Raw genomic sequence first — 25,269 nt, forward strand, 5'->3', positions numbered from 1 at the left:
GAACCGTGCGCCGGCGATCCGGCGGCGCGCCGCGTCGATCGTCGGCAGCGGCTTCCCGAAATCGCAACAACGAGGGAACAGGTTCGAACGGGCATCGTAATCGACGCCCTCATGCTCGATCGGCGCCCACTCATCACCCACATCGCGATGCAAGTCGCTAATGACTGGTTCCATAACCTCGTACGGAACAATACTCCCGGTGCGATCCTGTATTTCATCGTTTGAATCGTAGGGACCACCCCAGACAAATACATATTCCTTGTCTTTGCCATCCCAAGGAGCTTGATTCGCAGTATCTTCGTAGCGATCGAAAAACCGACGCAGCATCGCCGCCTACTGCAGTTCCGGGGACGCGGAGGCAAACCACTCATCGCCTGGCTCGAAGTGACTTAGCTCAACGTTTTCGGCTTCCGGCGGGAGATCGAGATTTCGGTAGTCCATGTCCGTCTCATTCGTCCAGTCGGCCAGACTTACATTTCGTTGGCAATTAGTGTCCTCGATGGTAAGCATCGTGGTCTGTCCCATCGTGCTTCAAAAGGCTGGATATGCTTGTGATCGCGTGACCAAGTAACGGTCGCTCAACCTGATATCCACTCGATTGCACGACGAGGATCGGATAGAGGCGTGTACGCATCGCGTTCACGCGACGGCCACATCGCTTGGTCCAATGGAATCGTTCTCTGCCAGATACCGCGTCTGGTCGCAGTAAATCCCGCGCTGCTCGTAGAGCGCGCACGGCCACGACGTGAAAGCCGCGACCGAATCATGCACATATTCGGCCAACAGTTGATCGACAGCCGCCACCGGCGCGCCCGGCGCATCCCATGCCGAGAGGGTCATTTGCTCGTAGGGCGTCAAGGAGCGCGGCATCGGCGGATAGCTCTGGGGACCAGCGCGACGTTCAACCGGATGACGCAGGAATTCGATGTGCCGTATGAGTCGCTTCTGCTCGCGTAAAAGCTGCTTTGCTTGCTCTTCCGGGTCTTTCGGCACGTCGTAGACCCACTCGTTCGACTGGCAGGCGGGATGATCCGCGTCGGTTCCCGCTGGCACTGCCTTACAAAATGAATCGCTGAATTTCGCGTACCTATTCCCCAGCACGCGAGCATCCGCATTGTTATGAGCCAAGACGCCACGCCACCAAAAATTAAGGTAACGATGCGGCTGGATCAGCGCTTCGAGCGTGTCGCCGGATGCGGACGGCAGGGCGGCCATATAGTCACTGTACAGCTTTACGACTCGCGCGTCGTCACGCAAATCGAAGTCCGCCCTGAAATCTACCTTCATCTGATCAAGAGGCGTCAAAGGCACTCCCGCGCGCAAGGCTTCGGCGAACATATGGCGCAGTGGAATCAACGACAGATCTTGGTGCCGCCCCTGCTCATCTGGTCCATATCCGCCTCCGACATCGGAATGCACGCCGGGGTACACGACCTCCTCGCAATTATCGGGGTAAGTCTTGTCGACGCGCACCGAATCGAGCGGAAACGCCTGCCGCACCTCGTGCGCGGCAACATAATGCACACAACGCTCGACCTCTGCCGGAATCGCCAACTCCGACGCCCAGTCGAGATGCAAGGCCGGACCACCCACCGAAGCGACTGTATCGAATAGCCCGATAAAGTTGATGCGCAACGGCACACGCACGCCGCTCGGGGAGGTCCAATACAGCTTACCCCCGTCTTTCGTGCATTTTTCCTTGACGAATCGTCGAGCAAATGCACGCGCTTCTGTTGCTCCCCGAGAAAACCCAAAGACCGCCAAAGTGATTTCGCGCATGTGCGCCCATGATCCCGGTCCCCATATAACGTGCAATTGCCGAGAGAATTCCGCAAGCGCAAACTTGATGCGTAAATCACCGCCCACACCCAACCCTAGCCCAAGCGTTCCCCCGTCGTCATCTTTTAACTGGTCGGTATAGCCCACAACCTTGGGGAACCGGAACGGCGTTCCGACGCCCGGAATATAGACAGCAGCGGAATCTTGAGCCAAGGAGTTCTTTGTGACTTGAAAAAGCTTAACCACGTTCGTGTGCTTCTTGAGTGGAAGATCACGCTCCATGTTGTTGTTGGTGCCATCGAAGAAAAACGACAGCGCTGGATAAAGCCGGCATGCGATCGCGTCGTCACGATCGGCCGGACATTGCCGAACGGCGAGCCTCATGCCACCATCGATCGCCACACGTTTAAGCTCTTCGTTTGTAATAGGTGTAGCAGCTTGTCGAACCGACATGATTACTCCCCCTCAATTGACGTTACTTGGCAGCGCATGCTGGTGGGCTCGATGCAAATGCCAATATAACGGTATTGAGATCCCGCAGAATGACGCAGAGGTACGCATCGGTTTTGTACGGATCAGGATCTTGATGAGGCCCTCCAGATGGAAAGTGAATCTGAACACTATGTTTCTCCCGTTGCTGCGTGACGACCTTAGTCTTCGGGTCTTCTTCGGTTCCCCATTCCCAAGTCACAGTAACAGGTTTGCTCCAGTCTCCCCCACCCGGGAAACAGCAAACAGAATTCATCCCTCCCGAACGACTATCAACCACACCCGCCCAATATTTGTCAACAAATATATTTAATGCGTAGCGATCGGAATGATTGATCGGCACCATTGAAAGCGGCTGTCCTCGACCTGCAAACGGATCATCAGGCAAGAGGTTGGAACCAGCGCAGGCCGTTAGCGTAAAGACGGCGAAACCCGCAGCCAAAGCTGTGTGCCGAAACTTAGCAAAGGTCATCTTGTACGTCCCTGTCTACAAATGCCGTGATTATGCTTGCAGCCGATCGTTCGCAGCCGGCAACAACAACGTCAACAACGCAGCACCTTCAGACGTTGCGTCAAACGCTTCTCCATGCCGTGCGGCCAGTGCGCAGTATTCCATCCATGCGCCCGTTCCCTCAATGCCGCGCTGTCGAGCGCGATTGATCTGCCGACAGATAAACCCATATCGCTCACGCTCCGGCATGTCGGCAAGTAAACTCGGCGCACGTTCTGCAAAATGCAGCAACACGCCGTCCGGCACACTGGCATCAATCAAAGCATCCACCTGCCCCTGATCGAGCTTGAACGGCGGCTTGAGCGTCGCGGCGGAGGCCGGCATCCGATCCTGACGCCAGTCGATCTGACGCAGCGTGCCTTCGCGATCCCAATACGTCCACCTCAGGATCGGCGTGAGCCATGCCTGACGCTGCGCGTCGGACAACACCGGCCCCTTCACGAACAGCGTCTCGTCTTCCGCCGAACCGACCAGCGTCGCCAGTATCGCCGGATCCCAATACGCGAGCACGATCGGTTCGCCATCCGGCAAGCGCACGCGCAGAAACGACTTCAGATGCTCCGCGAGCGCTGCAAGCGGCAATGGCGATGCGAGCAGCGTCGCGCACGGCGATGACGGTCCATGTCGTTCCAGCCATGCGCGCGCCGATTCAAAGTTGCTTGGGGGGATATAGACGAGGTGCGGCGAAACGGCCCGCACGTCCGCTCCGCCGTCCATCAGGCACGCGACATGATCCGACCGGACCGACAATGCACCGGGCAGACTGCCGTTCTGCAACGGGTCGACGAGCACATATAGGTGCGCCCCTAACGAATCGGCCTCGCCGAACACGGTTTGCGTATCCATCAGCCCCCCGTCGACACGAACGCCGATCGCCCCGCCGCGCGTTTCATCATGCACGGCACGCACACCGCATCCGGCTGCGTCGGCATCGGATACGGCATGCCGGCCGGGCCCGAGAAGCTGTGCATGCTGCCCTTGATGTCTATCTTGCCCGGCGCATGGATCTGGATGTCCCCGTCCTTCAGGCGGATGTACGCCTGCCCCGACGTGATCAGTATCTCCTTGTCCGCCGCGATCTCGATGCGCTCCGTCGCCGACACGATCCGCACCGTCTTCTGGCCGATCAGATCGATCGTCTCGCGATGCGACTCGATTTGAACCGCGTCCTTCGCGAACAGCTTGATCCCGTCCTGCGCGAACACGCTCACCTTCTCGCCCGCGCTTGCCACGAACGACTTCCCCGTCGCGACGAACGCGTTTTGACCCGCGACGACGTTCACGTGCCGATCCGCCGACGTGTGCAGCGACTGAAACGTCGTCAGGCCCATGCCGCCCGCGCTGCCGAGCAGCATCGCCGGCACCTTGAAGCCGTTCGCGCTGCCCGTGCCGCCGCCCGACGTGCGCCCGCCGCTCAAGCCCGGCTCGACTGGCTGCCGCGTCGCGTCGGTCAGTTCCGTGAGCGCGTCGTGACCCGCTTTCAGACTCTCCGCGCGATGCTGCTCGCTCAGCGACGACTGCTGCGCGAGCACCTCGGCCGCGTCCTTCAGTTGATCGCGCGCCGCGTCCACGTCCAGTTGCTCGGCGTCATGGCGGGTCGAGTGCGTGCCGATGTACAGGCCGCGATTCGCGCGGACCGCGCCGTATTGGTCGGCATGCAACGTGAAGCCCGAGCCGAGATAGCGGCCGCGCGTATTGCCCCGCTGAACGATCCCGTAGCCGAGCGTCAGATGACTGTAGTCGCCCCGCGTCTTGCTCAGCAGACGCGCGCGCACCTGTCCGGTCGCATCGTCGAGCTGCATCTCGCTGTAACCGCCGCCGCCTCCGTATTCGCGCGACTGGAAGCCCGACAGCAGCCCGTCCGAATGCCACATCGGCGGCGTCGCCCCGCCCGGCGCGCGCGATACGATATACGGGCGGTCGCAGTCGCCGCCGACGAAATCGACATAGACGGTCTCGCCGCGACGCGGCACGTGTACGCCGCCGTACTGCTGCCCGGTGTCCGACTGCGCGACCAGCAACGGCGGCGACGTCTCGAACGCGTCGGGCGGACTCTGCCTGTCCCAATGGAATCGCGCGCGCACGCGGTTCAGCGGATCGGTCCAGACCTCCTCGCCGTTCGGCGTGACCACCGTCGCCATCTCGACCGACATGGACGGCTTGCGATGCTCGAACGGGCTGCGGTATTCGATGTCGGTGCGCTGCGCGTCCACTTCGATGACGTAGAGGCCCGTCGCGCCGTCCTGCGGATGCGGCGCAACCGCGAACGCCGGGCCCTCACCCGAGCGCGCCCGCTCGATGTCCGATTGCAGGCTGTACGGGAAATGCAGGCCCGAGCGGGCGATCGGCACGTTGTTCTCGATCGTCCAGCGGGCCGCGACGGCGACGAATTCCCGCTCCTTCGGATCGGCTTCGGCGTGCGCCGGATGATCGTTCAGCACGAACCGGCCGCCGACATCGACCCAGCGCGAGCCGCCGACGCCGGCGTACCGCCTCGAGCGCGACTCGTATTCCTCCGCTCGAATGCGCGCCCACGCAACGCCTCGATCCGAGTCCGGATACCGGTACGCACCCGCGCTATAGTCTTCGAGCGGCGGATACGGAATCGCCTTCTGCTCCTGCGTGCGCCAGTTCGTCTGCTCGACATAGCGGGTCGTTTGCACCGACTGCCGGACCTCGAAGGGCGTCGCCGGGCGCTGGTAGTCGCCGGAACGCGAGGCGACGTGCACGCTGTTCAACTGGCGCAGCGTTGCCCATTGCGTCAAGCCGTCGAACTCGTCGCCGGCATGGCCTCGATAGAAGTCGAGCGGCTTGGCGTCCGGCAGCGCCTCGACGCGATCGACGATCCTGAGCATCGTCTTCTGCTCGCGACCGTCGTGGGTCCAGTAGCCATAGAGCCCTTCGTCTTCCATGATCCGGTTGACGAAGTGCCAGTCGGTTTCGCTCTGCCGGCAATACGAACGCTTCGCGAGCGCCCCGCTCAGCGCGAACCGGAATGCGCCCTGAAGCTGCGGATAGCGATTGAATACGTCGGACAGGATGTCCTGCGCATCGCGGTCGAGCCAGAAATGCTCGTCGCGGCGATGCCGGAGAAAGTGCAGCGCCGACGAAAAGCCGATTTGCCACGACGTCAGGCCGCCGTCGGCCCCGAGCCGGCGCACGGTATGCACATAGCCGTGGATCGGCCGGTAGTCGGCATTCAGGTCGAGCACGCCGCGCGGCTGCTGGAGCCACAGCGTCACGGGCTGCGCGATCAGCGCGTCGGGATTCAGGTCGTCGCGCGTGGTCGCGGCGTCGATTGTCCACGTGTAATCGCGGCCGAGCCTGGCGTCGCCGACCGCGCGCAACGGAATCAGCGTGTTCGCGCCGAGCGGCGTGTCGAGCTTCAGCAGCCGCTCGCGCTGCAACAGCCCGCGATGAATCGCCTCGAAGACCGGCGCAAACGCCGCCTCCTGCGGCCCGCGTGGCCCCAACGTCATGGTTCAAATCCTTTTTTTTCTCAGGTTCGCCGGAATGGGGCGCGTCGCGCCCCTTGTTGTCAGGCGATCGAGCGCAGTATCGGTACCGGCGAACCGCCATCTTTGGCGAATAAGGATACCAAATCCGCTGGGGAAAACTTGAAAGCAGCCAGCCTCCGGCGCGCCGGCCAAGTCCGGCTAACCAAAATGGACAGATATTTTGCGAATATTCCTCTACTTTTCACGCTAGAAAGATTGATACGTCAGGTCTTTCCGATTTCATTGTCCGCCGCGTCACCCGGCTGCCGGCTTTCTTGACCGGACGAGCCGGGGCGCCGTGTCTCACATTGCGCCCAATCCCGCCGCGGCGATCGACGCCGCCCACCCGAGCAGCGCGACGCCGAGCGGCGCGCTCAGCCGCCGGCCGTGCGGCAGGTTCTTCTCGGCCGACATCGCCGCGCCGATCGCGAGCATCCAGCCGACGCTGCCCGCGCCCACCACAAACATCAGACACATCAGCATCCAGCAGCACCCGACGCAAAAGAGCCCGTGGCGCATGCCGAGCGCGAAGCTGTCCCGCCGCGGATGCCTGCCCCGCCACTGCTCGCTCACGAACATCAGCGGCGAGCGGCACTTGTCGAGGCAGCGATACTTGAGCGGGCTGAACTGATAGCCGCCCGCGAGCGTCAGCACGATCGCGCCGACGAGCCATCCATGCCACGCGAGCCACGGCGTGCGCCGTGCGAGCGCGTGCAGGCCGGCGTCGCCGGCATGGACGACGAGCCCGAACGCACTCCATGCCGCGAGATAGCCGAGCACGACGAGCAGCATCAGCCGGCTGCGGTCCACCCGCGCGGCCGTCAGGCGCTCGAACGTTCGCAGCAGCGGCAGCACGGTCGGCAGCATCATCGCGACGATCATCAGCAGCCACGCGGCGACGTGCAGCACTGCCGGCACGATCGCGCCCCCTGCCGGAATCAGCCGGCACAACCCGGCGAGATTCGTCGCGGACCAGTCGACAGGATGAAGAAAACGCGCATACGGGCTGCTGCCCCACATCCACAACGCGCCCCATGCCGCGACGATCGACGCGATCGCGAGCGGCACGAACACGCGGCGCGACGAAGTCGCGTTCATGACGATGCGCGCTTCGTGGATGCGCAACGGCGCTTCGCGCCGATACGCATTACGAATTGAACGTGAAGAAACCCTGGATCGCGTTCTGTCCGCTCAGGTCGAGATCGATGCCGAGCTTCTGTTCCTGCATGCGGAACGTGCTGGCCTTGCCGACGAACGCGGGCGATCCGGGGATCGTCGAGAAGATGCTCTCGACGAGCTTCGTCGGTTCGCCGGTCGGCCCCAGGTACGGTTCGAGCTCGGCGTAGGTGGTGTTGCCCACCTTCAGCGTGCCCCGGCCGTCGCGCACGTCGAAATCGATCTGCGCGCGCTCGATCGCGACGATGTCGCCGAAGAGCTTCGAGAAATCGGCGAGCGGCCCGCCGCGTTCGCCGCGATAGACGCTGGCGAGCGCATCGAATTGCGCATCGGTCGCGCGTTCGTCGATGAAGATGATCACCCGCCAGTTGCCCTGCAGGATGTTGCCCGGCACGAACGCGGCAAACGCGACCGTCAGCCCCGACACGTCGACGTCGTCGATCCTGCCCTTGTCGTAGTGGTAGGCGACCGTCGCCCGGCACGTGCCGTTGTCGGGGTCCTCGCCGATCCAGCACGGGCAAAGCACCTTGCAATCGCACACTTCGAGTATGCGTCCCTCCAGGCTGTAGCTCATGATGACCTCCACCGCGACGAACATACCGGATTCGAGCCGGTCCATCGGTTAACTATATTCACGCCGCCCCGGCGTGGCGGCCCCTTCGCGACCCATGAAAACCCTAGGGTCTTTTACATGCGAAACGCGGTTCGCCGCGTTTCCGTCGACGTGCGTCGAATGGTTGCGCGATCGAATGGCGCGCCGAAACGATGCGGCCGGCTGCTCGCGAATGTTTCATCACCAATTTCGCGGCCCGCCTGTGCTGCTCGCCGCTGCACAATCGGCCACGTCGGCTACCCGTCCGAGTGCATGAAACCGATCCGACCGTATTGTCAAACGAAAGGCGACGCCTATACTCACGTCAGACAACACACGACGCATAGCGAAACGAGGCGGCGCGAGACCCAACGCGCCAGACGGTTCACCGCCCGGCGCGCCGCCAATTTCCCACTTCGATCCAGACAGCGTTGCGGAGGCCACCGTGAGCACCGTCTACACAGCCCATGAATCGCCGCGTGCGATCGGCATAATCGCCCGGATCTACACCGCGTGCCTGCTGATCGGCTTCGCGCTCGTGCCCGCGTTCCTGATCGCCTACGTGCGATTCTTCGTCGATCCGCGGCTGATCTTCGAAAATCATCAGTTCCACGAACTGGCGATCGCCGCCGCGACGCTCGAGGGCCTGTTCGTCACCTACGTGACGTGGCGCTGCTATCTGTCGTCGGGCGAGCCGCTGCTGCGCTGGCTCACGCTCGGCTTCCTCGGCTTCGCGTTGATCTACTCGCTGCATGGCGCGTTCACCGGCATGGCGCACCGGAACATCTGGCTGTTCCTGCTGTACGGGCCCGCGTCGCGCCTCGTGATGTCGCTCCTGCTGCTCGTCGGGCAACTGTCGTACTTCCGGGACGCCGATCCGCCCGAGCAGCGCACGCGGTTCTCGACGTGGCTGCCGTGGATCGTCGGCTTCGTGCTCGTCTGCTTCGCGGTCGCCGCCATCTCGTACTCGCCGATCGCCGGCCATCCGTGGACGCGCACCTCGATGGAAGGCGGCGCGATGATCGTGTCGCTCATCAACGTCGCGCTGCTGCTCGCGCGGCGCATCCGCTCGCCGCTGATGCTCGTCTACGCCATCTCGGTGACGTCGTTCGCGCTGTCGTCGATCGCATTCATTCTCGGCAAGCCGTGGAATCATATGTGGTGGCTCGCGCATGCGATCTTCGCGGGCGGCTTCTTCATGCTGAGTTTCGGCGTCGTCCAGGCGCTGATGACGACTCGCTCGTTCGCGACCGTCTACAGCCAGCAGGATCTGATGGCGCGGCTCGCCGAATCGATGGCGCGCACCGAAGGCGCGCTGCAGGAGCTCAAGCGCACCAATCAGAAACTCGAGCACCTCGCGACCACCGATCCGCTGACGGGCGCGTCGAACCGGCGCAAGTTCATCGAGCAGATGCAGGCGGAAATCGCGCGCGCGAAGCGCGACGGCACCGCGTTCTCGCTGCTCGCGCTCGATCTCGACAACTTCAAGACGATCAACGACAACTACGGCCATCAGGTCGGCGACGTCGTGCTGCGCAATTTCGTGCGCCAATGCCTCGCGGCGATCCGCCCCTACGACCACATCGCGCGCGTCGGCGGCGAGGAGTTCATGGTGCTGCTGCCGCGCATGCTCGCCGACACGGCGAGCGGCATCGCGGAGCGCGTGCGGACCACGATCGCGAACGCGCCGTTCGGCATCGACGGCAAGCATACGCCCGTGACCGTGAGCATCGGCGTGTCGCAATACGGGCGCGACGGCGACACCGTCGACGAAATCCTGAGCGCCGCCGACAAGCTGCTCTATCGCGCGAAAAACGAGGGTCGCAATCGCGTGGTCTCGTCGTAGGCGGCAGGACGGACGCGAAGTACGCATCGTCGACGATTCGATCGGCAGCGTGCATGCCGACGCATCGCTCGCGCGCACCCGGCAACGCCGCGTGCGCACGTTCGAGTTCGTTTGAGCGGCGCGACAGCCGATTCCGGCCCAACTTCCGGGCGGCATCGCGCGCCGCCCACGTTGCGCACGCCACGCGGTTTGCGCGATTTTTTCATCGAACGAAGCACTCTATACGCCGAATCGTCGCGCCGCATTCCTGGAATGCCCGTCATGTTACAAACGAAGTCGCGCTCTGCGGCCTGCTCGACGCGAGCATCGCATACACGAACAACCAGTCGGGCAAGAGCGCATGAGCAGCACGCGCTCTATCGCTGCGCAGCCGTCATCGGAAATCTCCCATACCCCGCTTGCTTTTCCACTGGCGGCGCTTTCGTGTAACGCGGCTTCAGCGATGCGACCTTGATTTATCAAGGTTTTTTCGACCGATCGGGAATTTCGAGGAATAGTTGATGGTGCCGGGGACCGGACTCGAACCGGCAAGCCAGTTAAGGCGGCGGATTTTCGTCACACTGCTTCTTTCGAAGCCGGCGCCGCGCGGCGCCGTTCGTGCGCTGGACTATGCCTTCGCCATTGCGCGCGAGCCTTGCTGCCGCTCATGCGCGTTAGGCGCCCCCCGTCTAGTCTCTACACCTTCCCCGCCGCCGCGCTCTCGGCCGCTTCGGGGCTTGGCTCGGCGTTGCCTCGGCGCATCGCGCGCCAGGGGTTTCGCCGAATTTGAAGGGTTCTGCACCGGCCGTTTCCGGCCGGGCACTCAATCGTTTAAGTCCGCTATGTTTACCAATTTCATCACCCCGGCAAGGGCGGACGCGATTCTACCACTGCTCGCGCGCGCCCTTCCGATTTGCCCCTGAAAATGCAGCCCGAGCACGCTCGATCCGGCGTCGCCCGAAGCCGCCGCTCATTCTCCAGACATCGCCGCCGACGACCGCCATCGCCGCCGTCATCAGTTCTTCATCGACGCCCCCGATAATCCCGTCGACGAAAACGTTTACACGCATCCGCCTCCCGCCTCATGACGCCGACCATCAAAGACGTCGCCGCGCTCGCCGGCTTTTCGATCGCAACCGTGTCGCGTGCGATCAACGCGCCGCACACGGTCCATCCCGCGACGCTCGAAAAGATTCACGCGGCAATCGGCGCGCTGCGCTTCCGCCCGAATCCGCTCGGCCGGCAACTGCGCAGCGACCGCACGCAATTGATCGGCGTCGTGCTGCCGACGCTCGCGAATCCGGTGTTCGCCGAATGCCTGCAAGGCGTCGACGAGCTCGCGACGCAAGCCGGCTTCAAGCTGATCGTGATGTCGACCGAATACGACGCGGCGCGAGAGCGTCATGCGATCGAGACGCTGCGCGCGCAGCGCGTCGAAGGGCTGATGCTGACCGTCGCCGACGCCGACGCGCACCCGCTCCTCGACGAGCTCGACCGCGACGGCCCGCTCTACGTGCTGATGCACAACGACACGCCGCATCGTCCGTCGGTCGCGGTCGACAACCGCCGCGCCGCGTACGACGGCGTGCGGATGCTGATCGAGCGCGGCCATCGGCGCGTGCTGATGCTCGCGGGCTCGCTCGACGCGTCGGACCGCGCGCGCCTGCGCGTGCGCGGCTATGCGCAGGCGCTCGGCGAGCACGGGCTCGAACCGCTGCCCGCGCTCGAGCTCGATTTCAACGCGCCGGCGCTGCCGCACGCGATGCTCGCGCATCTGACCACGCGCGCATCGCGGCCGACCGCGCTCTTCTGCAGCAACGACTGGCTCGCGATGGTCGTGATCCGCGGGCTGCGCGACGCGCGCCTCGCGGTGCCCGACGACATGTCGGTGCTCGGCTTCGACGGCCTCGCGGTCGGCGAGCTGCTCGCGCCGCCGCTCGCGAGCGTCGCGACGCCGAATCGCGAGATCGGCCGCGCCGCATGGCGGCGTCTTGCCGAGCGCATCGCCGGCAAGCGCCATGCGCAACCCGCGCTGACCTTGCCGCACGCGGTGCGCGATGGCGCGACCGTCACGCCGCCGCGCGATGCTCACAGTGCGCGCGCGTCGCGCATCGCGTGAAACCCGCTTTCGCCCGCTTTTGCCCTCTTCGCCCCTTTCGCTTCGCCCATCCAAGGAGACCTGTCGTGACCGTCCGCCGTTCACCTCTGCCGCGCGCGCCGTTCGCCGCCGCGCGCCGCGCGTGCGCCGCCGTGCTGCTCCCCGTCGCGTCGCTCGCGCTGTCGCTCGGCGCATCCGCCGCGCACGCGGAAGACACCGCGATCTGCTACAACTGCCCGCCCGAATGGGCCGACTGGGCCGCGCAGATCGCGGCGATCAAGCAGAAGACCGGCATTCGCGTGCCGTTCGACAACAAGAACTCCGGCCAGGCAATCGCGCAGTTGATCGCCGAGCAGAAGAGCCCCGTCGCGGACGTCGTCTATCTCGGCGTGTCGTCGGCGTTCCAGGCGAAGGACAAGGGCGTCGTCGCGCCGTACAAGCCCGCGCACTGGAACGACATCCCGGCGAACCTGAAGGATGCGCAGGGCTACTGGTTCGCGATCCACTCTGGCACGCTCGGCTTCTTCGTCAACAAGGACGCGCTCGACGGCAAGCCTGTGCCGCGCTCGTGGGCCGATCTGCTGAAACCCGAGTACAAGGGGATGGTCGGCTATCTCGATCCGTCCAGCGCGTTCGTCGGCTACGCGGGCGCCATCGCGGTGAACCAGGCGCTCGGCGGAAGCTTCGACAATTTCCAGCCGGCGCTCGACTGGTTCCGCAAGCTGAAGGCGAACCAGCCGATCGTGCCGAAGCAGACCGCGTACGCGCGCGTGCTGTCCGGCGAAATTCCGATCCTGCTCGACTACGACTTCGACGCGTATCGCGCGAAGTACAAGGACCATGCGAACGTCGAATTCGTGATTCCGAAGGAAGGCACGATCGCGGTGCCGTACGTGATGAGCCTCGTGAAGGGCGCGCCGCACGACGCGAACGGCAAGAAGGTGCTCGACTTCGTGCTGTCCGACGAAGGCCAGAAGCTGTGGGCGAACGCGTATCTGCGGCCGGTGCGCGCGCAAACGCTTAGCGCCGACGTCGCCGCGAAGTTCCTGCCGGCGGGCGAATACGCGCGGGCGAAGAGCGTCGACTTCGGCAAGCTCGCGGCCGGCCAGCAGGCGTTCGGCAAGCAGTATCTGCAAGTGATGCAATAAGCCATGCGCCAGGCGGCGCGCGCTTCGCCGTTCGCCGCCCGTCATCCTCATCCGCACGAGTCGATCCCACGATGTCCGATCTCACGTTCCCGTCGCGCTGGCGCATCGCGCTCGTCGCGCCCGCGCTCGCCGTGTTCGTCGCGTTCTGGCTGCTGCCGATGGTCTCGCTCGTGCGGGTGTCGGCGAACGGCGCGTTCGTCGACACCTATCTCGCGCTGCTGTCGAACCCGCGCTACATGAAGAGCCTCGCGTCGACGGTCGCACTGTCCGCGGCCGTCACGCTCGCGACGCTCGCGCTGTCGACGATCGCGGGCCTCTTGCTCGCGCGCCGCACGTTCGCGGGCAAGCGCACGCTGATCGCGCTGCTCACGTTTCCGCTCGCGTTTCCGGGCGTCGTCGTCGGCTTCATGGTGATCATGCTCGCCGGGCGGCAGGGCTTGATCGGCATGCTGTCGCAAAAGCTCGCCGGCGATCGCTGGGTGTTCGCGTATTCGGTCGCGGGCCTGTTCGTCGGCTATCTGTATTTCTCGATTCCGCGCGTAATCGTCACCGTCATCGCGGCGGCGTCGAAGCTCGATCCGTCGCTCGAGGAGGCGGCGCGCTCGCTCGGCGCGTCGCGCTGGCACGTGCTGCGCGACATCGTGCTGCCCGCGCTCGCGCCGGGCCTCGTCGCCGCGGGCGCGATCTGCTTCGCGACCGCGATGGGCGCGTTCGGCACCGCGTTTACGCTCGCGACCGATCTCGACGTGCTGCCGATGACGATCTACACCGAGTTCACGCTGAACGCGAACATCGCGACGGCGGCCGGCTTGTCGATCGTGCTCGGGATCGTCACATGGGCGGTGCTGGCGCTCGCCCGGAACCTGACGGGCCAGGCGACGGCCGCATCCGCGTGAGCAGGACGCAACGACAGACGAATCGCCGCCGTTGCAAAGAAAAGGTCATCCGGCGCCCGGGCGAGACGCCGGAACCGCGCGCCTCGATCGCCCTCGCCGGCGCGGCGATTACTTCTTCGTCGACGACAACTGCCCCTTCGGGTTGGTCAGCCAGTTGTTCGCGTTGACGACGAGCGTATTGGCGTTGGTGAGCAGCGTGCCGAGCGCGCTGCTGTTGATCGTGAACGTGCCGCCCAACAGGTTGAACGTGCCGTCGATCAGGTTGTCGCCGCCGTGAATGCGCTTGCACTGCTCCATCGTTATCGTTTGCATCGATCACTCCCTCCTCGTAGACAACAAAAAAGAACGGGGCTGCCACTCTCGTTCCGTATGCAACCAGACCCTGGCCATCGACAATCGCCCCCGCAACGTGCCGCATGACGCGCCGTGTTCGAGCGTGCCGTCGTACGACGCGCGTGGCGTTCAGCCCGTTTGCCCGGACTCCTGAACACCATTCGGCGACTCAATATAGCGTAACGGCATGCGCGGCGACATCGGGAGAACCGGCGATTAGACGGATTGCTCGGCGCTCGGCGAGCGCGATGCGAACGACGGGACGCGCGCCCGCCGGAACGATTCCGCGCATCGCCATGCTTCGCGCCCCCGCCTGCGTGCCGCCGCGCCGTCATCAGTTCTTCATCGACACCGCCGATAATCCCGTCGACGAAAACGTTTACATCGCTTGCGCACGCCCATGACGCCCCCCCTGAAGGACGCAGCCCCGCTCGCCCGCCCCGCCGTCTCGGGCGGCTCCGACGAGCCGCCCGCGGTCCGCCGCCCGCGCCGCGCGCCGTTCGACTGGCTCGCCGCCGCGCAATGGGCAGTCACGCTCGCGCTGTGCGCGTTCCTGATCGTGCCCGTCGCGATGTCGGTGCTCGCCGGGCTCACGGTCAACTATTTCCGCGGGCCGTCGAGCGGGCTCACGCTGCGCTGGCTCGGCGAAGTGTGGGCGCAATATCACGGCTCGGTGTTCCTGTCGCTCGAAGTCGCGCTCGCGACGCTCGCCGTCACGCTCGTCGCGGGCGTGCCCGCCGGCTACGCGCTCGCGCGCAGCCGCAGCCGCGCCTCGCGCGTCATCGAAGAGGCGCTCGTGCTGCCCGTCGCGCTGCCGGGCCTCGCATCCGCGCTCGCGCTGCTCTCCGTCTACGGCGGCTTCGCCGCGTTGCGCACGAGCATGTGGTTCATCGTCGTCGGCCACGTGGTGTTCACGCTGCCGTTCATGGTCCGCGCGGTCGCGGCCGTCGCCGCGCGCGCCGATCTGCGCACGCTCGAAGAAGGCGCGGCGAGCCTCGGCGCATCGTTCGCCACGCGCTTTTCGACGATCGTGCTGCCGAACCTGCGCCCCGGCATCGTCGCGGGCGCGCTTGCGGTGCTCACGCTGTCGATCGGCGAATTCAACCTCACGTGGATGCTGCACACGCCCGACACGAAGACGCTGCCCGTCGGCCTCGCCGACACGTACGCGTCGCTGCGCCTCGAAATCGGCAGCGCGTACACGATCCTGTTCCTGCTGATGACGCTGCCGCTGCTCGTCGCGATGCAGCGGCTCGGCGTCGAGCCGGCCGGCGCGCGCGGCGACGCGCGCAAGCGCCGCTGATTTTCCGGCGACGTCGCGCTTTCGCCGTCTTTCGCCGCGCATTCGTTCCATCGCCGCCATTGTCGTTACCTTTATCGTTACCTTTTCCGCCGCCTCGCCGATGAAACTCGACTCCGTACCGATCACCCTGACCCGTTGCGCGAAGACCTTCCACGGCGCGCGAGTGCTGGAGCCGCTCGATCTCGCGATCCGCGCGGGCGAGACGCTCGTGCTGCTCGGCCCGTCCGGCTGCGGCAAGACGACGACGCTGCGCCTGATCGCCGGGCTCGACGTGCCCGATGCGGGCGGCGCGATCGCGTTCGGCGCCGACGACGTGACCGCGCTGCCGATCGAAAAGCGCGGCGTCGGCATGGTGTTCCAGAACTACGCGCTGTTTCCGAACCTGTCGGTGCGCGGCAATGTCGGCTATGGGCTGCGGATCCGCCGCACCGAGCCGCGCGTGCTGCGCGAGCGCGTCGACGAGTTGCTCGCGATGATGCGGCTCGCCGCGCACGCGGACAAGCCGGTCGACGCACTGTCGGGCGGCCAGCGCCAACGCGTGGCGCTTGCACGCGCGCTCGCGGCGCGCCCGCGCGTGCTGCTGCTCGACGAGCCGCTGACCGCGCTCGACGCGCAGTTGCGCGACGCGCTGCGCCGCGAGATGAACGCGCTCTTGCGCGCGCTCGGCGTGACGACGGTCTACGTGACGCACGACCAGGCCGAGGCGATGGAGCTCGGCGACCGGATCGTCGTGATGAGCGCGGGGAAGATCGAGCAGATCGGCGCGCCGCGCGACGTCTACTATCGGCCGGCGTCCCGCACGGTCGCGCGCTTCATCGGCACGCTGAACCGGCTCGAAGGCGTGTGGCGCGACGGCGCGCTCGTGACGACGGGCGGCGCGCTCGCCGTCGCGTCGCCGGCAAACGAGCTATTCTTTCGACCGGAGGACGCGCGCCTCGTCGATCCGTCTGATGCGCCGCTGCGCGGGGCGGTCGCGAACTGCGCGTTCCTCGGCGAGCGCACGCGCGTGACGATCGAGCACGCGGCGCCCGACGCGCTCGTCATCGACGTGCCGGGCCGCGTCGATCTCGCGCGCGGCACCGCGGTCGGCGTCGCGATCGCGGCCGAGGGGCTCCTCGCGCTCGCGTGACGCGTCGCGCGCGATGCGCACCGCGCACCGTGCGACGGCGCGAATACACGACACGAACCCCATACGTTCACAACGAGGAACGACGATGCTGCTTGCCCACATCAGCGATCTGCACATCAAGCGGCCGGGCGCGCTCGCGTATCGGCGCGTCGACACGGCCGCGCATCTCGCGCGCTGCGTCGCGCGGCTGAACGCGCTCGAGCCGCGCCCGGACGCGGTGCTCGTCACGGGCGACCTGACCGACTTCGGCGACGACGACGAATACGCGCATCTGAAATCGCTGCTCGCGCCGCTCGCGATGCCGTACTACCTCATCGTCGGCAATCACGACGATCGCGCGGCGCTGCGGCGCGCGTTCCCCTGGCGCGCGGAGCTGCAGTCGGGCGCGTTCGTCCAGTACGCGCTCGATCTCGGGCCGCTGCGCGTGATCGCGCTCGATTCGCAGATTCCGGGCGCGAGCGGCGGCACGCTGTGCGACGCGCGGCTCGCGTGGCTCGCCGGCCAGCTCGACGCCGCGCGCGATCGCCCCGTGATCGTCGCGCTCCATCATCCTCCGTTCGCGTGCGGCATCGGCCACATGGATGCGATGCGGCTCGCCCCGGACGCGTCGAGCCGGCTCGATGCGCTGCTGCGCCGCTTTCCGAACGTCGAGCGCGTGCTGTGCGGGCACGTGCATCGAACGATGTTCGCGCGCTTCGGCGGCACGATCGCATCGGCCGTGCCCGCGCCCGCGCATCAGGTCACGTTCGATCTGCGCGACGGCGGGCCATCGTCGTTCTCGATGGAGCCGCCCGCGTTCGCCGTGCATCGCTATGCGCCGGGCGCCGGGCTCGCATCGCATCACGTGTACGTCGATGCGAGCGACGGGCCGCATCCGTTCTTCGAGCCGACGGGGGCGCTGATCGATTGATCGATCGGGAGGCTACACGACCGCGCGACGCCGCGCATCGCCCCGGTCGCGCGACACATGCTCGCGCGCCCCTCGCCCCCGTTCATCATCCAGGCGAACCGGTGCGGCGCGAGCCGTCCGCTTCACGCCGCATGTCGCGTTCAGCGCGCGCCGCTCGTCCGGTCGATGACCGCGAGCAAACCGGCGAGCGCCTGCTTGCACGCGCCGGCCTGCGGCCTGTCGGCGCGCAGCGCGGCGAGCGCGCGATCGATCGCGTCATCGACCGCATGCCAGTCGGCCGCCGCGCGCGGCTTGAGCGACGGCTCCGCATCGTCCCACGACGTTTCCAGATCCTTGATGCGCGCCTTCGCGCCGGCGAGATCGCCCTTGTCGACGAGCTTCGCGACGTCGGCGGCGATCGCGCGGAACGACGACAGATCGCCGAGCTTCGAGACGGTCGCGGCTTCGGCCACGCTCGGCGCGACGCCCGCCGGCGACACGGCGCCGATGCCGAATGCGGCGGCCGCCAGCGCGGGCGCGACGGCGAATGCAATGAGCTTGCGCTTGATCATGTCAAATCTCCTGGTGGTGAATGCGAACAAAACGGTTGAATGCGACGTCGGCTTCGACTTGCGTCCACGTCCGCGTCCGTCTCAGCGTCCGCGCGCCGGCGCGCCCGGCCGGCCCGCGCGCGCGGCGGCGACGCTCAGCCCCGCGACGAGCCCGACGATCACCGCGAGAAACACGGCGCTCGTCCTGATCGTGCCGAGCCCGAGGCCGCCGTACGCTTGCGCCTGCGACAGGAAATCGCCAAGCGACGCGCCGAGCGGACGCGTGAGGATGTACGCGAGCCAGAACGCGAGCACGCGGTTCATCCCGCCGAGCGCGGCCGCCGCGACGAGCGCGATCGCGCCGCCGAACGCGACGATCCCGAGCCGGAATCCGAGGCCGAGCGCCTCGGTCGCGAGATCGCCCGCCGCCGTGCCGAGCGCGAACGTCAACAGGATCGCGGCCCAGTAGAACGCCTCGCGGCGCGGCGTGACGATCGTGTGGATCGACAGCGTCCGCTCGCTGCGATACCAGAGCGCGAACGTCGCCGCGAGCGCGGCGGCAAAGAGCGGCGTGCTGACGTAGAGGCTGACGCCGAGGCCGTCGGTCAGCGCATCGGTGATCTGCGTGCCGACGATGCTGACGAGGACGATGTTCAGCCAGTAGATCCAGGGCACATACGCACGCGCGCGCAATTGCAGCGCGAGCGCGCACACCAGCAGGCCGGCCATCAGCGCGCCCGTGACGGCCGCGCCGAGCCCGACGTGGACGGCGAGATAGTCGGCGCCGGTCTCCCCGACCGTCGTCGACATGATCTTGACGACCCAGAACGCGAGCGTGACTTCCGGGACTTTGTTGAGCATGCCTGCGGCGGCAGGCGAACGGGCTGGCTGGTTCAATCGGGCTCTCCTTGTCGCACCGGTTGCGAGGAGCGAGCCGGATTCCGGCAACGGCGGTGCGGCGCATGACGAACGCTCCCACGACTCGCTCGGACGCCACTATGCAAGCGCGCGGCTTAAGGCGAAATTAACGGGGCGCAACGGGGCGCAACGGGGGCGTAAGGGGGCGACGCACGACGAGCGGCGAACGAGCCGCCCGCGAGCAGAATTTCGAGGGGTCCGGTATGATCGGCGCTCGCGGCATTTCTCCTCCCCTGTTTCGATCGACGACCGGACGGCGCGCGCACCGTGCGCGCCGCACTTCGCCCACACGCACCATGTCCTCGCAGCCTCGCCACTCCGCCGGCGCGACCGGCCACTACTCGCGCAGCCTGTTGCTGCTGCTCGCGACGATCGCCGGCGTATCGGTCGCGAACATCTATTACAACCAGCCGCTCCTCGACAGCTTCCGCGCGTCGTTTCCAGGCAGCGCGTCGTGGATCGGCGTCGTGCCCACCGCGACGCAGCTCGGCTACGCGACGGGCATGTTCGTGCTCGCGCCGCTCGGCGATCGCTTCGACCGGCGCACGCTGATCCTGTTGCAGATCGCCGGGCTGTCCGCCGCGCTGATCGCGGCCGCGGCCGCGCCGACGCTCGCCGTGCTCGCGGCCGCGAGCCTCGCGATCGGCATCCTCGCGACGATCGCGCAGCAGGCGGTGCCGTTCGCCGCCGAGATCGCGCCGCCCGCGGAGCGAGGGCAGGCGGTCGGCACCGTGATGAGCGGCCTGTTGCTCGGCATCCTGCTCGCGCGCACGGCGGCGGGCTTCGTCGCCGAATACTTCGGCTGGCGCGCGGTGTTCGGCGCGTCGGTCGCGGCGCTCGCCGCGCTCGCGGCCGTGATCGTCGCGCGCCTGCCGCGCAGCTCGCCGACGTCGACGCTGCCCTACGGCAAGCTGCTCGCGTCGATGTGGCACCTTGCACGGGAGTTGCGCGGGCTGCGCGAGGCGTCGATGACGGGCGCCGCGATCTTCGCCGCGTTCAGCGCGTTCTGGCCGGTGCTCACGCTGCTGCTCGCGGGCGCGCCGTTCCATCTCGGCCCGCAGGCGGCCGGCCTCTTCGGGATCGTCGGCGCAGCGGGCGCGCTCGCCGCGCCGTACGCGGGCCGCTTCGCCGACAAGCGCGGGCCGCGCGCGATCATCTCGCTCGCGATCGCGCTGATCGCCGTCTCGTTCGTGATCTTCGCGCTGTCGGGCACGAGCATCGTCGGGCTCGTGATCGGCGTGATCGTGCTCGACGTCGGCGTGCAGGCCGCGCAGATCTCGAACCAGTCGCGCATCTATGCGCTGAAGCCCGATGCGCGCAGCCGCGTGAACACTGTGTTCATGGTCTGCTATTTCATCGGCGGCGCGATCGGCTCGTCCGCGGGCGTCGCCGCGTGGCGCGCGACGGGCTGGCTCGGCATGTGCGCGGTCGCGCTGCTGTTCACGTGCGCCGCGGCATTCGTTCACTATCGCGGCGGCGCGCGATCGCGGTGAGCGCGGCCGCCGCTATTGCACCCGCTGGCGCGCCGGATCGAACACGAACGACAAGCCGACGCTGCCGAGAATCGCGACGGTCGCGATCACGGTCGCGAGCGTGACGGGCTCGCCGAGCAACAGCGCGCCGAGCGCGACCGCGACGACCGGATTCACGTACATGCAACTGCTCGCGATGATCGGGCTCGTATGGCGGATCAGGTAGCCGTACGCGACATACGCGGCCATCGTGCCCGCGAGCATCAGATAGACGAACGCGACGCCGGGCACGAACGCGACGCGCTCGATGCGCTCGCCGAGCAGCCACGCGATGCAGGTCGACGCCGCGCCGCCCAGGCCGATCTGCAGCGCGGTCGACAGGAACAGGTCGTGCGGCAGCGCGAGCCGCGCGGCGAGATGCGCGCCGCCCGCCCAGAAGAGCGCGCCCGCGAGCACGGTGATGCTGCCGAGCGTCGAGCCCGGCGACGACGGCCCGCCCGAGTTCAGCACGACGATCCCGATCATCCCGAGCGCGACGGCCGCCCATTCGCCGCCCGTGACGCGCCGCCCGGCGACCGACGCGATCACCGTCGCGAAGAGCGGCACCGTCGCGACCATCACCGCGGCCGAGCCGCTGCTGACGGTGCGCATCCCGAGCGCGATGAGGCCGGAGGACATCGTGACGAGCATCGTGCCGACGAGCGCCGCGTTGCCGATTTCCACGAGCGTCGGCCGCACCGGCCGGCGCCGCATCGCGAAGATGAACAGCCCGATGCCGGCGAGCAGGTTGCGCAGCCCGGACAGCAGCAGCGGCGGAAACGATTCGAGCGCGACGTGCAGCGCGAGGTATGTCGAGCCCCATGCGAAATAGATGAACGCGAGCGCGAGCACGACGCGGCCGCTGCGGCTTTGCGGCAGGCGGGGCGGATGGCGCGCGACGAAGGCGAGGAAACGGTCGAACGGCGTCATCGGTCAGCCCGCCCGCGCGAAGCGCCGCGCGGTCGAACGCCGCGCGATGCGGCTGCTGGCGAGCTGCGCCGAGGAAACCGGGATGACGGGAGACGATGGCGGGCGAAATGACAGGTCGGAGCGTGCGGCGGCGAACATGACCGAAGGGGACGAACGGGCTCGAAAACGGGACTCGGAAGCGGGACTCGGAAGCGGGACTCGAATGATGACGCGTGCGGCCGAGCGGCTGCTTGTCGTCAGCATTATGCATTAAGGAATGGAAAACGAATGCCTGCTCGAATCGAACGCGCAGCCAGTGACGTTTCGGCGCGACATTTCGCGCGCGGCCCACGCCACCCCGCACGCCCGCTTCACGAACCGCCGAACCAGTTGTACCCCTGGTCGACCCAATATCCGCCCGGATACGTGTTGGTCACGAATATCTCCATGATGTGCTTCGGATTCTTGTAGCCGAGCTTGGTCGGCATCCGCAGCTTCATCGGAAATCCGTATTCGGGCGGCAGCCGCCGGCCGTCGTATTCGAATGCGAGCAGCGTTTGCGGGTGCAGCGCGGTCGGCATGTCGATGCTCTCGTAATAGTCGTCCGCGCATTTGAAGCCGACGTATTTCGCGGTCGTGTCCGCGCCGGCGCGGCGCAGGAATTCGCGAAACGGCGCGCCGCCCCAGCGGCCGATCGCGCTCCAGCCCTCGACACAGATGTGCCGCGTGATCTGCTCCGCATGCGGCAGCGCGTACAGCTCCGGCAGCGTCCAGCTTCGCTTGCCGGTGACGAGGCCTGACACGGCGAGCCGAAAGTCGCCGGCGTCGACGCGCGGCACCTCGTCGATTCCGTAGAACGCGTTGAACGGGAACGGGCGCGTGATGTCGCTTTCCGTGTACGTCGGCGCGAGCCGCGTCGGGCCGAACAGCCACGCCTGCACGCGATCGTTCGCGCGCGACACCTTCTCGAGGAAGTCGTCGACCGACGCGTCGTCGCGCAGCGTGCAGCCCGTGAGCATCGCGAGGCCGCCGAGCGTTAGCACGCGCTTGCCGAACAGGCGCCGCGACGGCAGCGCGAGTTCCTTGCGCACGTCGATCAGGAGCGATGCGCGGTCGATCCGCGCGATGTCGTCCTTGGGCTTTTTCCTGTCGTTTTCGGACATGATGAGTGACTCCTTTTAGTGTACGCGCAGCATCGCGAGCAGCGAGCGCGGCACGAGCGCCGCCATCGCGACATGCACGACGAAGAACGCGACGAGAAACGCCATCGCCCAGAAGTGCACGACGCGCGCGCTGTCGTAGCCGCCGAGCAGCGCGCGCAGCAGCGGGAACTGCACCGATTTCCAGATCACGAGCCCGGACAGCACGAGCAGCACGAGATCGGCGATCGCCGCGACGTACGCGGCGCGCTGGACCGCGTTGTAGACGGACAGATCGTCGTGCGACAGCCGGCCGCGCAGCGCGTCGCGCAAGTCGCGCGCGATGCCCTTCACGCTCAGCGGCAGAAACTTGCGCGCAAAGCGCCCGGTCGCGATCGACATCGTCAGATAGAACACACCGTTGAAGAACAGCAGCCACATCGCGGCGAAGTGCCATTGCAGCGCGCCGCCGAGCCAGCCGCCGAGCGTCGCGCCGCGCGGGAACGTGAAGCCCGCGTAGATCGGCGACGCGTCGTAGATCCGCCAGCCCGACAACGCCATCGTCACCGCGGCGACCGCGTTGAGCCAGTGGCTCGCGCGCACCCATCGCGGGTGGATCGGCTTGCGCGGGCGGATGGCGGACGTGGTTGCGTGCGTCCCGGCGCGGCTCGCTGCTTCGGTGGTCGCCTGGGTCATTGCGGGGGGGCTCCGTTGGTCGTCGTGTGGGGGGGTTGCGCGGGGCAGCGCGTCGGTTGTTGCGTCGGTTGTTGCGTCGGTTGTTGCGTTCGTCGTCGTCGCGTTCATCGGCGGTGCCCTCCTTCGTTGATCGATGGCGCACGCACCGCTCAGCCGCACAGCGGCAAATCGAGCGCCTGCAGCACGTCGCCCGTCGCGGGGTCCTCGACGAACGCCGCGACGCCGTACCGTGCGGCGTCCGCCGCGCGCAGGTTCGCGGGCAGCGGCAGCGCGCGCCGCACGTCGAGCGTCGCGCCCGCATCGCCCGTCGCGGCGAGCGGCCCGATCCATTGACGCACGACGCGCTCGTGACGCAGCGTCGCGCCGCGGTTCTCGCCTGCGCGCACCGGCGATTCGATGCCGTTCTCGTACAGCACGAGATATGCGTCGAGCACGCGCGGCGCGCCGGCGCGCGGCGTCACGGACAGCGCGACGTCGAGCGCGTCCGCGTGCCGTGCGGCGGACAGCGCGATGCCCACGCGCGCGGGCTCGGCGGCCGTCGCGACGACGCGCCGCGCGAACGCGTCCGCATCGCGCCAATCGCGCAGCTCGCGGCCGCCGACCGCGATCTCCGGCGTATAGACGAAGCGGCCGCCGCCGCGCGCGGCGAGCGCGTGCTGCCGCTCGGTGAAGCGATGCTGCGCGAAGCGGTCGGTCCAGCCCAGGCCGTCCCAGTAATCGACGTGCAGCGCGAGCGGCACGACGCGCAGCGCGGCATGGTGCGCGGCCAGCCGCGCGAGCCAGTCGTCGGCGGGCGGGCAACTGCTGCAGCCCTCGCTCGTGTAGAGCTCGACGAGCGCCTGCCGCGCGTCGGGACTGCGGGCGACGCAGGCGCCGCCCGCCGCCGCTTGCGCGATGCTCGCCGTGGCAAGCACGAGCGTCGCCGCGACGGCGCGCATCGAAACGGAAAATGAAATCGACATATCGAAGCTCATCGGTCGAAGCCGGCGCGCGGGCGCGATGCTCGCCGCACGCCGGCGGGCACGACGCGCCCCGGCTTCCCGCGGCGCCACGCGCCGCGGGACGAAGGCCGCCCGAACAGCGCGCGGGCGACCGAGCCGTTCGCGTCATGAAAGACGCCGGGAACGGCGCCGCTCAGTTCGACATCGGGCTCATCTTGCCGGACGACATCGGCTTTTTCATCGCGTCCTTCGACATGTGATCCGCCTTCATGCCGCCCTTCGCCATGTGATCCTGCTTCTTGCCCATCCGGTCCTTCGACATCGCATCCTTCGACATCGCCATGCCGTCCTTCGACATCGCATCGTTCTGCGCATGGGCGAACGGCGCGGCAAACGCGAGACCGGCGACACAGGCGAAAGCAATCAGATTCCTTTTCATGGGATAGCTCCATCATTATTGGTTGAGGAGCCGAATAGTCGGAAGGCGGCGGCGGATATGACACCGACGCGCAAAAATTTTTCGGGACCGGCGATTGCGCCGGCGAGCGACGAAACGCGCTGTCCGCGCGGCGCGAGCGCGTGCGCGCCCGGTGCGGCTCGCCCCGCGCCGCCGCGGCGCAACATGGGCGGCCGGCCGCGCATGCACGCGCAATCGATCTGTCCCCTGTTGAAACCGTCGCAGACCCGGTGTATCGTGTGCGCTTGCTAACGCGGGGGTCCTGCATTGCGCTCGGTCAAGCGATCGTGCGAAGCGGGTGAGAAATACCCTTTGAACCTGATCTGGATAATGCCAGCGCAGGGAAGCGTCAGGGTTTCGCCGTTGTTCCACGTCAGAATCCCGTCGCGTCGCGAATCTCGTCTCCTGCTTAGCGCCCCACACCCGCTTTGCATGGGACCCGGGCCAGCGCCAGAGCGCCAGCTTGGGTCGACACAGGAGAT

23 protein-coding genes and 1 riboswitch are annotated in these 25,269 nt (G+C 66.8%); of the genes, 8 read left to right on the forward strand and 15 right to left on the reverse strand.

The genetic code is table 11. The features are described 5' to 3' along the window. Positions 1–639: 639 nt before the first annotated feature. The 6 genes from WT16_RS30010 to WT16_RS02700 all read right to left on the reverse strand — a co-directional run bounded on the left by WT16_RS30010 (position 640) and on the right by WT16_RS02700 (position 8,026). Positions 640–2,232 carry a DUF2235 domain-containing protein gene (locus WT16_RS30010; protein ID WP_082874676.1) on the reverse strand — a complete coding sequence of 531 codons (1,593 nt, stop codon included), beginning with the start codon at positions 2,230–2,232 and terminating at the stop codon, positions 640–642. 22 nt (positions 2,233–2,254) lie between these two features. Beyond that, positions 2,255–2,740 (reverse strand): DUF3304 domain-containing protein, encoded by a 486-nt coding sequence (locus WT16_RS30015; RefSeq protein WP_082743528.1) that lies wholly within the window; start codon positions 2,738–2,740, stop codon positions 2,255–2,257. 30 nt (positions 2,741–2,770) lie between these two features. Continuing rightward, positions 2,771–3,625 (reverse strand): DUF4123 domain-containing protein, encoded by an 855-nt coding sequence (locus tag WT16_RS02685; RefSeq protein ID WP_063532654.1) that lies wholly within the window; start codon positions 3,623–3,625, stop codon positions 2,771–2,773. Then, positions 3,625–6,258, reverse strand: coding sequence for a type VI secretion system Vgr family protein (locus tag WT16_RS02690; protein WP_063532655.1), 2,634 nt, complete (start codon positions 6,256–6,258; stop codon positions 3,625–3,627). The genes WT16_RS02685 and WT16_RS02690 overlap by 1 nt, the downstream gene beginning before the upstream one ends. 321 nt (positions 6,259–6,579) lie before the next feature. Beyond that, entirely contained in the window at positions 6,580–7,374 is a 795-nt protein-coding gene (locus WT16_RS02695) for a DUF2182 domain-containing protein (protein ID WP_063533039.1), read from the reverse strand. Positions 7,375–7,423: 49 nt separating this feature from the next. Next, positions 7,424–8,026, reverse strand: a complete 603-nt coding sequence (locus tag WT16_RS02700; RefSeq protein ID WP_063533040.1) for a DUF1326 domain-containing protein — start codon at positions 8,024–8,026, stop codon at positions 7,424–7,426. Between the two features lie 463 nt (positions 8,027–8,489). On the opposite strand from WT16_RS02700, the gene WT16_RS02705 reads away from it, so the two are divergent. After that, positions 8,490–9,890 (forward strand): diguanylate cyclase, encoded by a 1,401-nt coding sequence (locus WT16_RS02705; RefSeq protein WP_006026287.1) that lies wholly within the window; start codon positions 8,490–8,492, stop codon positions 9,888–9,890. Between the two features lie 863 nt (positions 9,891–10,753). On the opposite strand, the gene WT16_RS33415 is transcribed toward WT16_RS02705, so the two are convergent. Then, positions 10,754–10,939, reverse strand: coding sequence for a hypothetical protein (locus WT16_RS33415; RefSeq protein ID WP_063532656.1), 186 nt, complete (start codon positions 10,937–10,939; stop codon positions 10,754–10,756). Positions 10,940–10,953: 14 nt separating this feature from the next. Between WT16_RS33415 and WT16_RS02715 the strand changes: the two genes are divergently transcribed. The 3 genes from WT16_RS02715 (at position 10,954) to WT16_RS02725 (ending at position 14,011) form a co-directional block, all read left to right on the forward strand. Beyond that, positions 10,954–11,988: a LacI family DNA-binding transcriptional regulator gene (locus WT16_RS02715; protein WP_063532657.1), complete on the forward strand. Its 1,035-nt coding sequence runs from the start codon at positions 10,954–10,956 to the stop codon at positions 11,986–11,988. A 65-nt stretch (positions 11,989–12,053) separates the two neighbouring features. Further along, complete coding sequence (locus WT16_RS02720; protein WP_063532658.1) at positions 12,054–13,115, forward strand: ABC transporter substrate-binding protein; 1,062 nt, start codon at positions 12,054–12,056, stop codon at positions 13,113–13,115. A 71-nt stretch (positions 13,116–13,186) separates the two neighbouring features. Next, complete coding sequence (locus WT16_RS02725) at positions 13,187–14,011, forward strand: ABC transporter permease (protein WP_006026284.1); 825 nt, start codon at positions 13,187–13,189, stop codon at positions 14,009–14,011. 108 nt (positions 14,012–14,119) lie between these two features. Here the strand turns inward: WT16_RS02725 and WT16_RS34280 are convergent, their stop codons facing one another. Beyond that, positions 14,120–14,323 (reverse strand): hypothetical protein, encoded by a 204-nt coding sequence (locus tag WT16_RS34280; protein WP_043282537.1) that lies wholly within the window; start codon positions 14,321–14,323, stop codon positions 14,120–14,122. A 421-nt stretch (positions 14,324–14,744) separates the two neighbouring features. On the opposite strand from WT16_RS34280, the gene WT16_RS02735 reads away from it, so the two are divergent. The 3 genes from WT16_RS02735 (at position 14,745) to WT16_RS02745 (ending at position 17,686) form a co-directional block, all read left to right on the forward strand. Beyond that, positions 14,745–15,647, forward strand: a complete 903-nt coding sequence (locus WT16_RS02735) for an ABC transporter permease subunit (protein WP_063532659.1) — start codon at positions 14,745–14,747, stop codon at positions 15,645–15,647. A 100-nt stretch (positions 15,648–15,747) separates the two neighbouring features. Next, on the forward strand, positions 15,748–16,776 hold the full coding sequence (locus WT16_RS02740; RefSeq protein ID WP_059932726.1) for an ABC transporter ATP-binding protein: 1,029 nt from the start codon (positions 15,748–15,750) through the stop codon (positions 16,774–16,776). Between the two features lie 85 nt (positions 16,777–16,861). Then, entirely contained in the window at positions 16,862–17,686 is an 825-nt protein-coding gene (locus WT16_RS02745) for a phosphodiesterase (protein WP_006026281.1), read from the forward strand. A gap of 140 nt (positions 17,687–17,826) precedes the next feature. On the opposite strand, the gene WT16_RS02750 is transcribed toward WT16_RS02745, so the two are convergent. Together WT16_RS02750 and WT16_RS02755 are read right to left on the reverse strand one after the other, a co-directional pair. Beyond that, positions 17,827–18,237: a hypothetical protein gene (locus WT16_RS02750; protein ID WP_059932728.1), complete on the reverse strand. Its 411-nt coding sequence runs from the start codon at positions 18,235–18,237 to the stop codon at positions 17,827–17,829. A gap of 81 nt (positions 18,238–18,318) precedes the next feature. Continuing rightward, on the reverse strand, positions 18,319–19,077 hold the full coding sequence (locus WT16_RS02755) for a hypothetical protein (protein WP_015600212.1): 759 nt from the start codon (positions 19,075–19,077) through the stop codon (positions 18,319–18,321). Between the two features lie 353 nt (positions 19,078–19,430). Here WT16_RS02755 and WT16_RS02760 point away from each other — a divergent pair, with 353 nt between their 5' ends. Continuing rightward, positions 19,431–20,627: an MFS transporter gene (locus WT16_RS02760; RefSeq protein ID WP_009911866.1), complete on the forward strand. Its 1,197-nt coding sequence runs from the start codon at positions 19,431–19,433 to the stop codon at positions 20,625–20,627. Between the two features lie 12 nt (positions 20,628–20,639). Here the strand turns inward: WT16_RS02760 and WT16_RS02765 are convergent, their stop codons facing one another. The 5 genes from WT16_RS02765 to WT16_RS02790 all read right to left on the reverse strand — a co-directional run bounded on the left by WT16_RS02765 (position 20,640) and on the right by WT16_RS02790 (position 24,769). Beyond that, the gene (locus WT16_RS02765; protein WP_006026277.1) at positions 20,640–21,575 is read right to left on the reverse strand and encodes an EamA family transporter; all 936 of its coding nucleotides are present in this window, start codon (positions 21,573–21,575) and stop codon (positions 20,640–20,642) included. Between the two features lie 350 nt (positions 21,576–21,925). After that, entirely contained in the window at positions 21,926–22,717 is a 792-nt protein-coding gene (locus tag WT16_RS02775) for a molybdopterin-dependent oxidoreductase (protein ID WP_063532660.1), read from the reverse strand. 15 nt (positions 22,718–22,732) lie between these two features. Next, complete coding sequence (locus tag WT16_RS02780) at positions 22,733–23,497, reverse strand: cytochrome b/b6 domain-containing protein (RefSeq protein ID WP_063532661.1); 765 nt, start codon at positions 23,495–23,497, stop codon at positions 22,733–22,735. A gap of 41 nt (positions 23,498–23,538) precedes the next feature. Next, on the reverse strand, positions 23,539–24,363 hold the full coding sequence (locus WT16_RS02785) for a DUF1223 domain-containing protein (RefSeq protein WP_063532662.1): 825 nt from the start codon (positions 24,361–24,363) through the stop codon (positions 23,539–23,541). 160 nt (positions 24,364–24,523) lie between these two features. Continuing rightward, entirely contained in the window at positions 24,524–24,769 is a 246-nt protein-coding gene (locus WT16_RS02790; RefSeq protein ID WP_006026272.1) for a pentapeptide MXKDX repeat protein, read from the reverse strand. Between the two features lie 263 nt (positions 24,770–25,032). Next, positions 25,033–25,150, forward strand: a riboswitch (TPP riboswitch). The last annotated feature ends 119 nt before the right edge of the window (positions 25,151–25,269 follow it).

Source organism: Burkholderia sp. MSMB1589WGS (assembly GCF_001636105.1).
GTDB classification, from domain to species: Bacteria; Pseudomonadota; Gammaproteobacteria; order Burkholderiales; family Burkholderiaceae; genus Burkholderia; species Burkholderia humptydooensis.

What these genes read in the sequence shown, in the direction of transcription:
- WT16_RS02715 (WP_063532657.1), top strand. Translation starts at nt 10,954, where the DNA reads ATGACGCCGACCATCAAAGACGTCGCCGCGCTCGCCGGCTTTTCGATC.
- WT16_RS02775 (WP_063532660.1), bottom strand. Translation starts at nt 22,717, where the DNA reads ATGTCCGAAAACGACAGGAAAAAGCCCAAGGACGACATCGCGCGGATC.
- WT16_RS02740 (WP_059932726.1), top strand. Translation starts at nt 15,748, where the DNA reads ATGAAACTCGACTCCGTACCGATCACCCTGACCCGTTGCGCGAAGACC.
- WT16_RS02745 (WP_006026281.1), top strand. Translation starts at nt 16,862, where the DNA reads ATGCTGCTTGCCCACATCAGCGATCTGCACATCAAGCGGCCGGGCGCG.
- WT16_RS02700 (WP_063533040.1), bottom strand. Translation starts at nt 8,026, where the DNA reads ATGAGCTACAGCCTGGAGGGACGCATACTCGAAGTGTGCGATTGCAAG.
- WT16_RS34280 (WP_043282537.1), bottom strand. Translation starts at nt 14,323, where the DNA reads ATGCAAACGATAACGATGGAGCAGTGCAAGCGCATTCACGGCGGCGAC.
- WT16_RS02695 (WP_063533039.1), bottom strand. Translation starts at nt 7,374, where the DNA reads ATGAACGCGACTTCGTCGCGCCGCGTGTTCGTGCCGCTCGCGATCGCG.
- WT16_RS02685 (WP_063532654.1), bottom strand. Translation starts at nt 3,625, where the DNA reads ATGGATACGCAAACCGTGTTCGGCGAGGCCGATTCGTTAGGGGCGCAC.
- WT16_RS02765 (WP_006026277.1), bottom strand. Translation starts at nt 21,575, where the DNA reads ATGACGCCGTTCGACCGTTTCCTCGCCTTCGTCGCGCGCCATCCGCCC.
- WT16_RS33415 (WP_063532656.1), bottom strand. Translation starts at nt 10,939, where the DNA reads ATGCGTGTAAACGTTTTCGTCGACGGGATTATCGGGGGCGTCGATGAA.
- WT16_RS02760 (WP_009911866.1), top strand. Translation starts at nt 19,431, where the DNA reads ATGTCCTCGCAGCCTCGCCACTCCGCCGGCGCGACCGGCCACTACTCG.
- WT16_RS30015 (WP_082743528.1), bottom strand. Translation starts at nt 2,740, where the DNA reads ATGACCTTTGCTAAGTTTCGGCACACAGCTTTGGCTGCGGGTTTCGCC.
- WT16_RS02785 (WP_063532662.1), bottom strand. Translation starts at nt 24,363, where the DNA reads ATGAGCTTCGATATGTCGATTTCATTTTCCGTTTCGATGCGCGCCGTC.
- WT16_RS02755 (WP_015600212.1), bottom strand. Translation starts at nt 19,077, where the DNA reads ATGCTCAACAAAGTCCCGGAAGTCACGCTCGCGTTCTGGGTCGTCAAG.
- WT16_RS30010 (WP_082874676.1), bottom strand. Translation starts at nt 2,232, where the DNA reads ATGTCGGTTCGACAAGCTGCTACACCTATTACAAACGAAGAGCTTAAA.
- WT16_RS02690 (WP_063532655.1), bottom strand. Translation starts at nt 6,258, where the DNA reads ATGACGTTGGGGCCACGCGGGCCGCAGGAGGCGGCGTTTGCGCCGGTC.
- WT16_RS02780 (WP_063532661.1), bottom strand. Translation starts at nt 23,497, where the DNA reads ATGAACGCGACGACGACGAACGCAACAACCGACGCAACAACCGACGCA.
- WT16_RS02725 (WP_006026284.1), top strand. Translation starts at nt 13,187, where the DNA reads ATGTCCGATCTCACGTTCCCGTCGCGCTGGCGCATCGCGCTCGTCGCG.
- WT16_RS02750 (WP_059932728.1), bottom strand. Translation starts at nt 18,237, where the DNA reads ATGATCAAGCGCAAGCTCATTGCATTCGCCGTCGCGCCCGCGCTGGCG.
- WT16_RS02790 (WP_006026272.1), bottom strand. Translation starts at nt 24,769, where the DNA reads ATGAAAAGGAATCTGATTGCTTTCGCCTGTGTCGCCGGTCTCGCGTTT.
- WT16_RS02735 (WP_063532659.1), top strand. Translation starts at nt 14,745, where the DNA reads ATGACGCCCCCCCTGAAGGACGCAGCCCCGCTCGCCCGCCCCGCCGTC.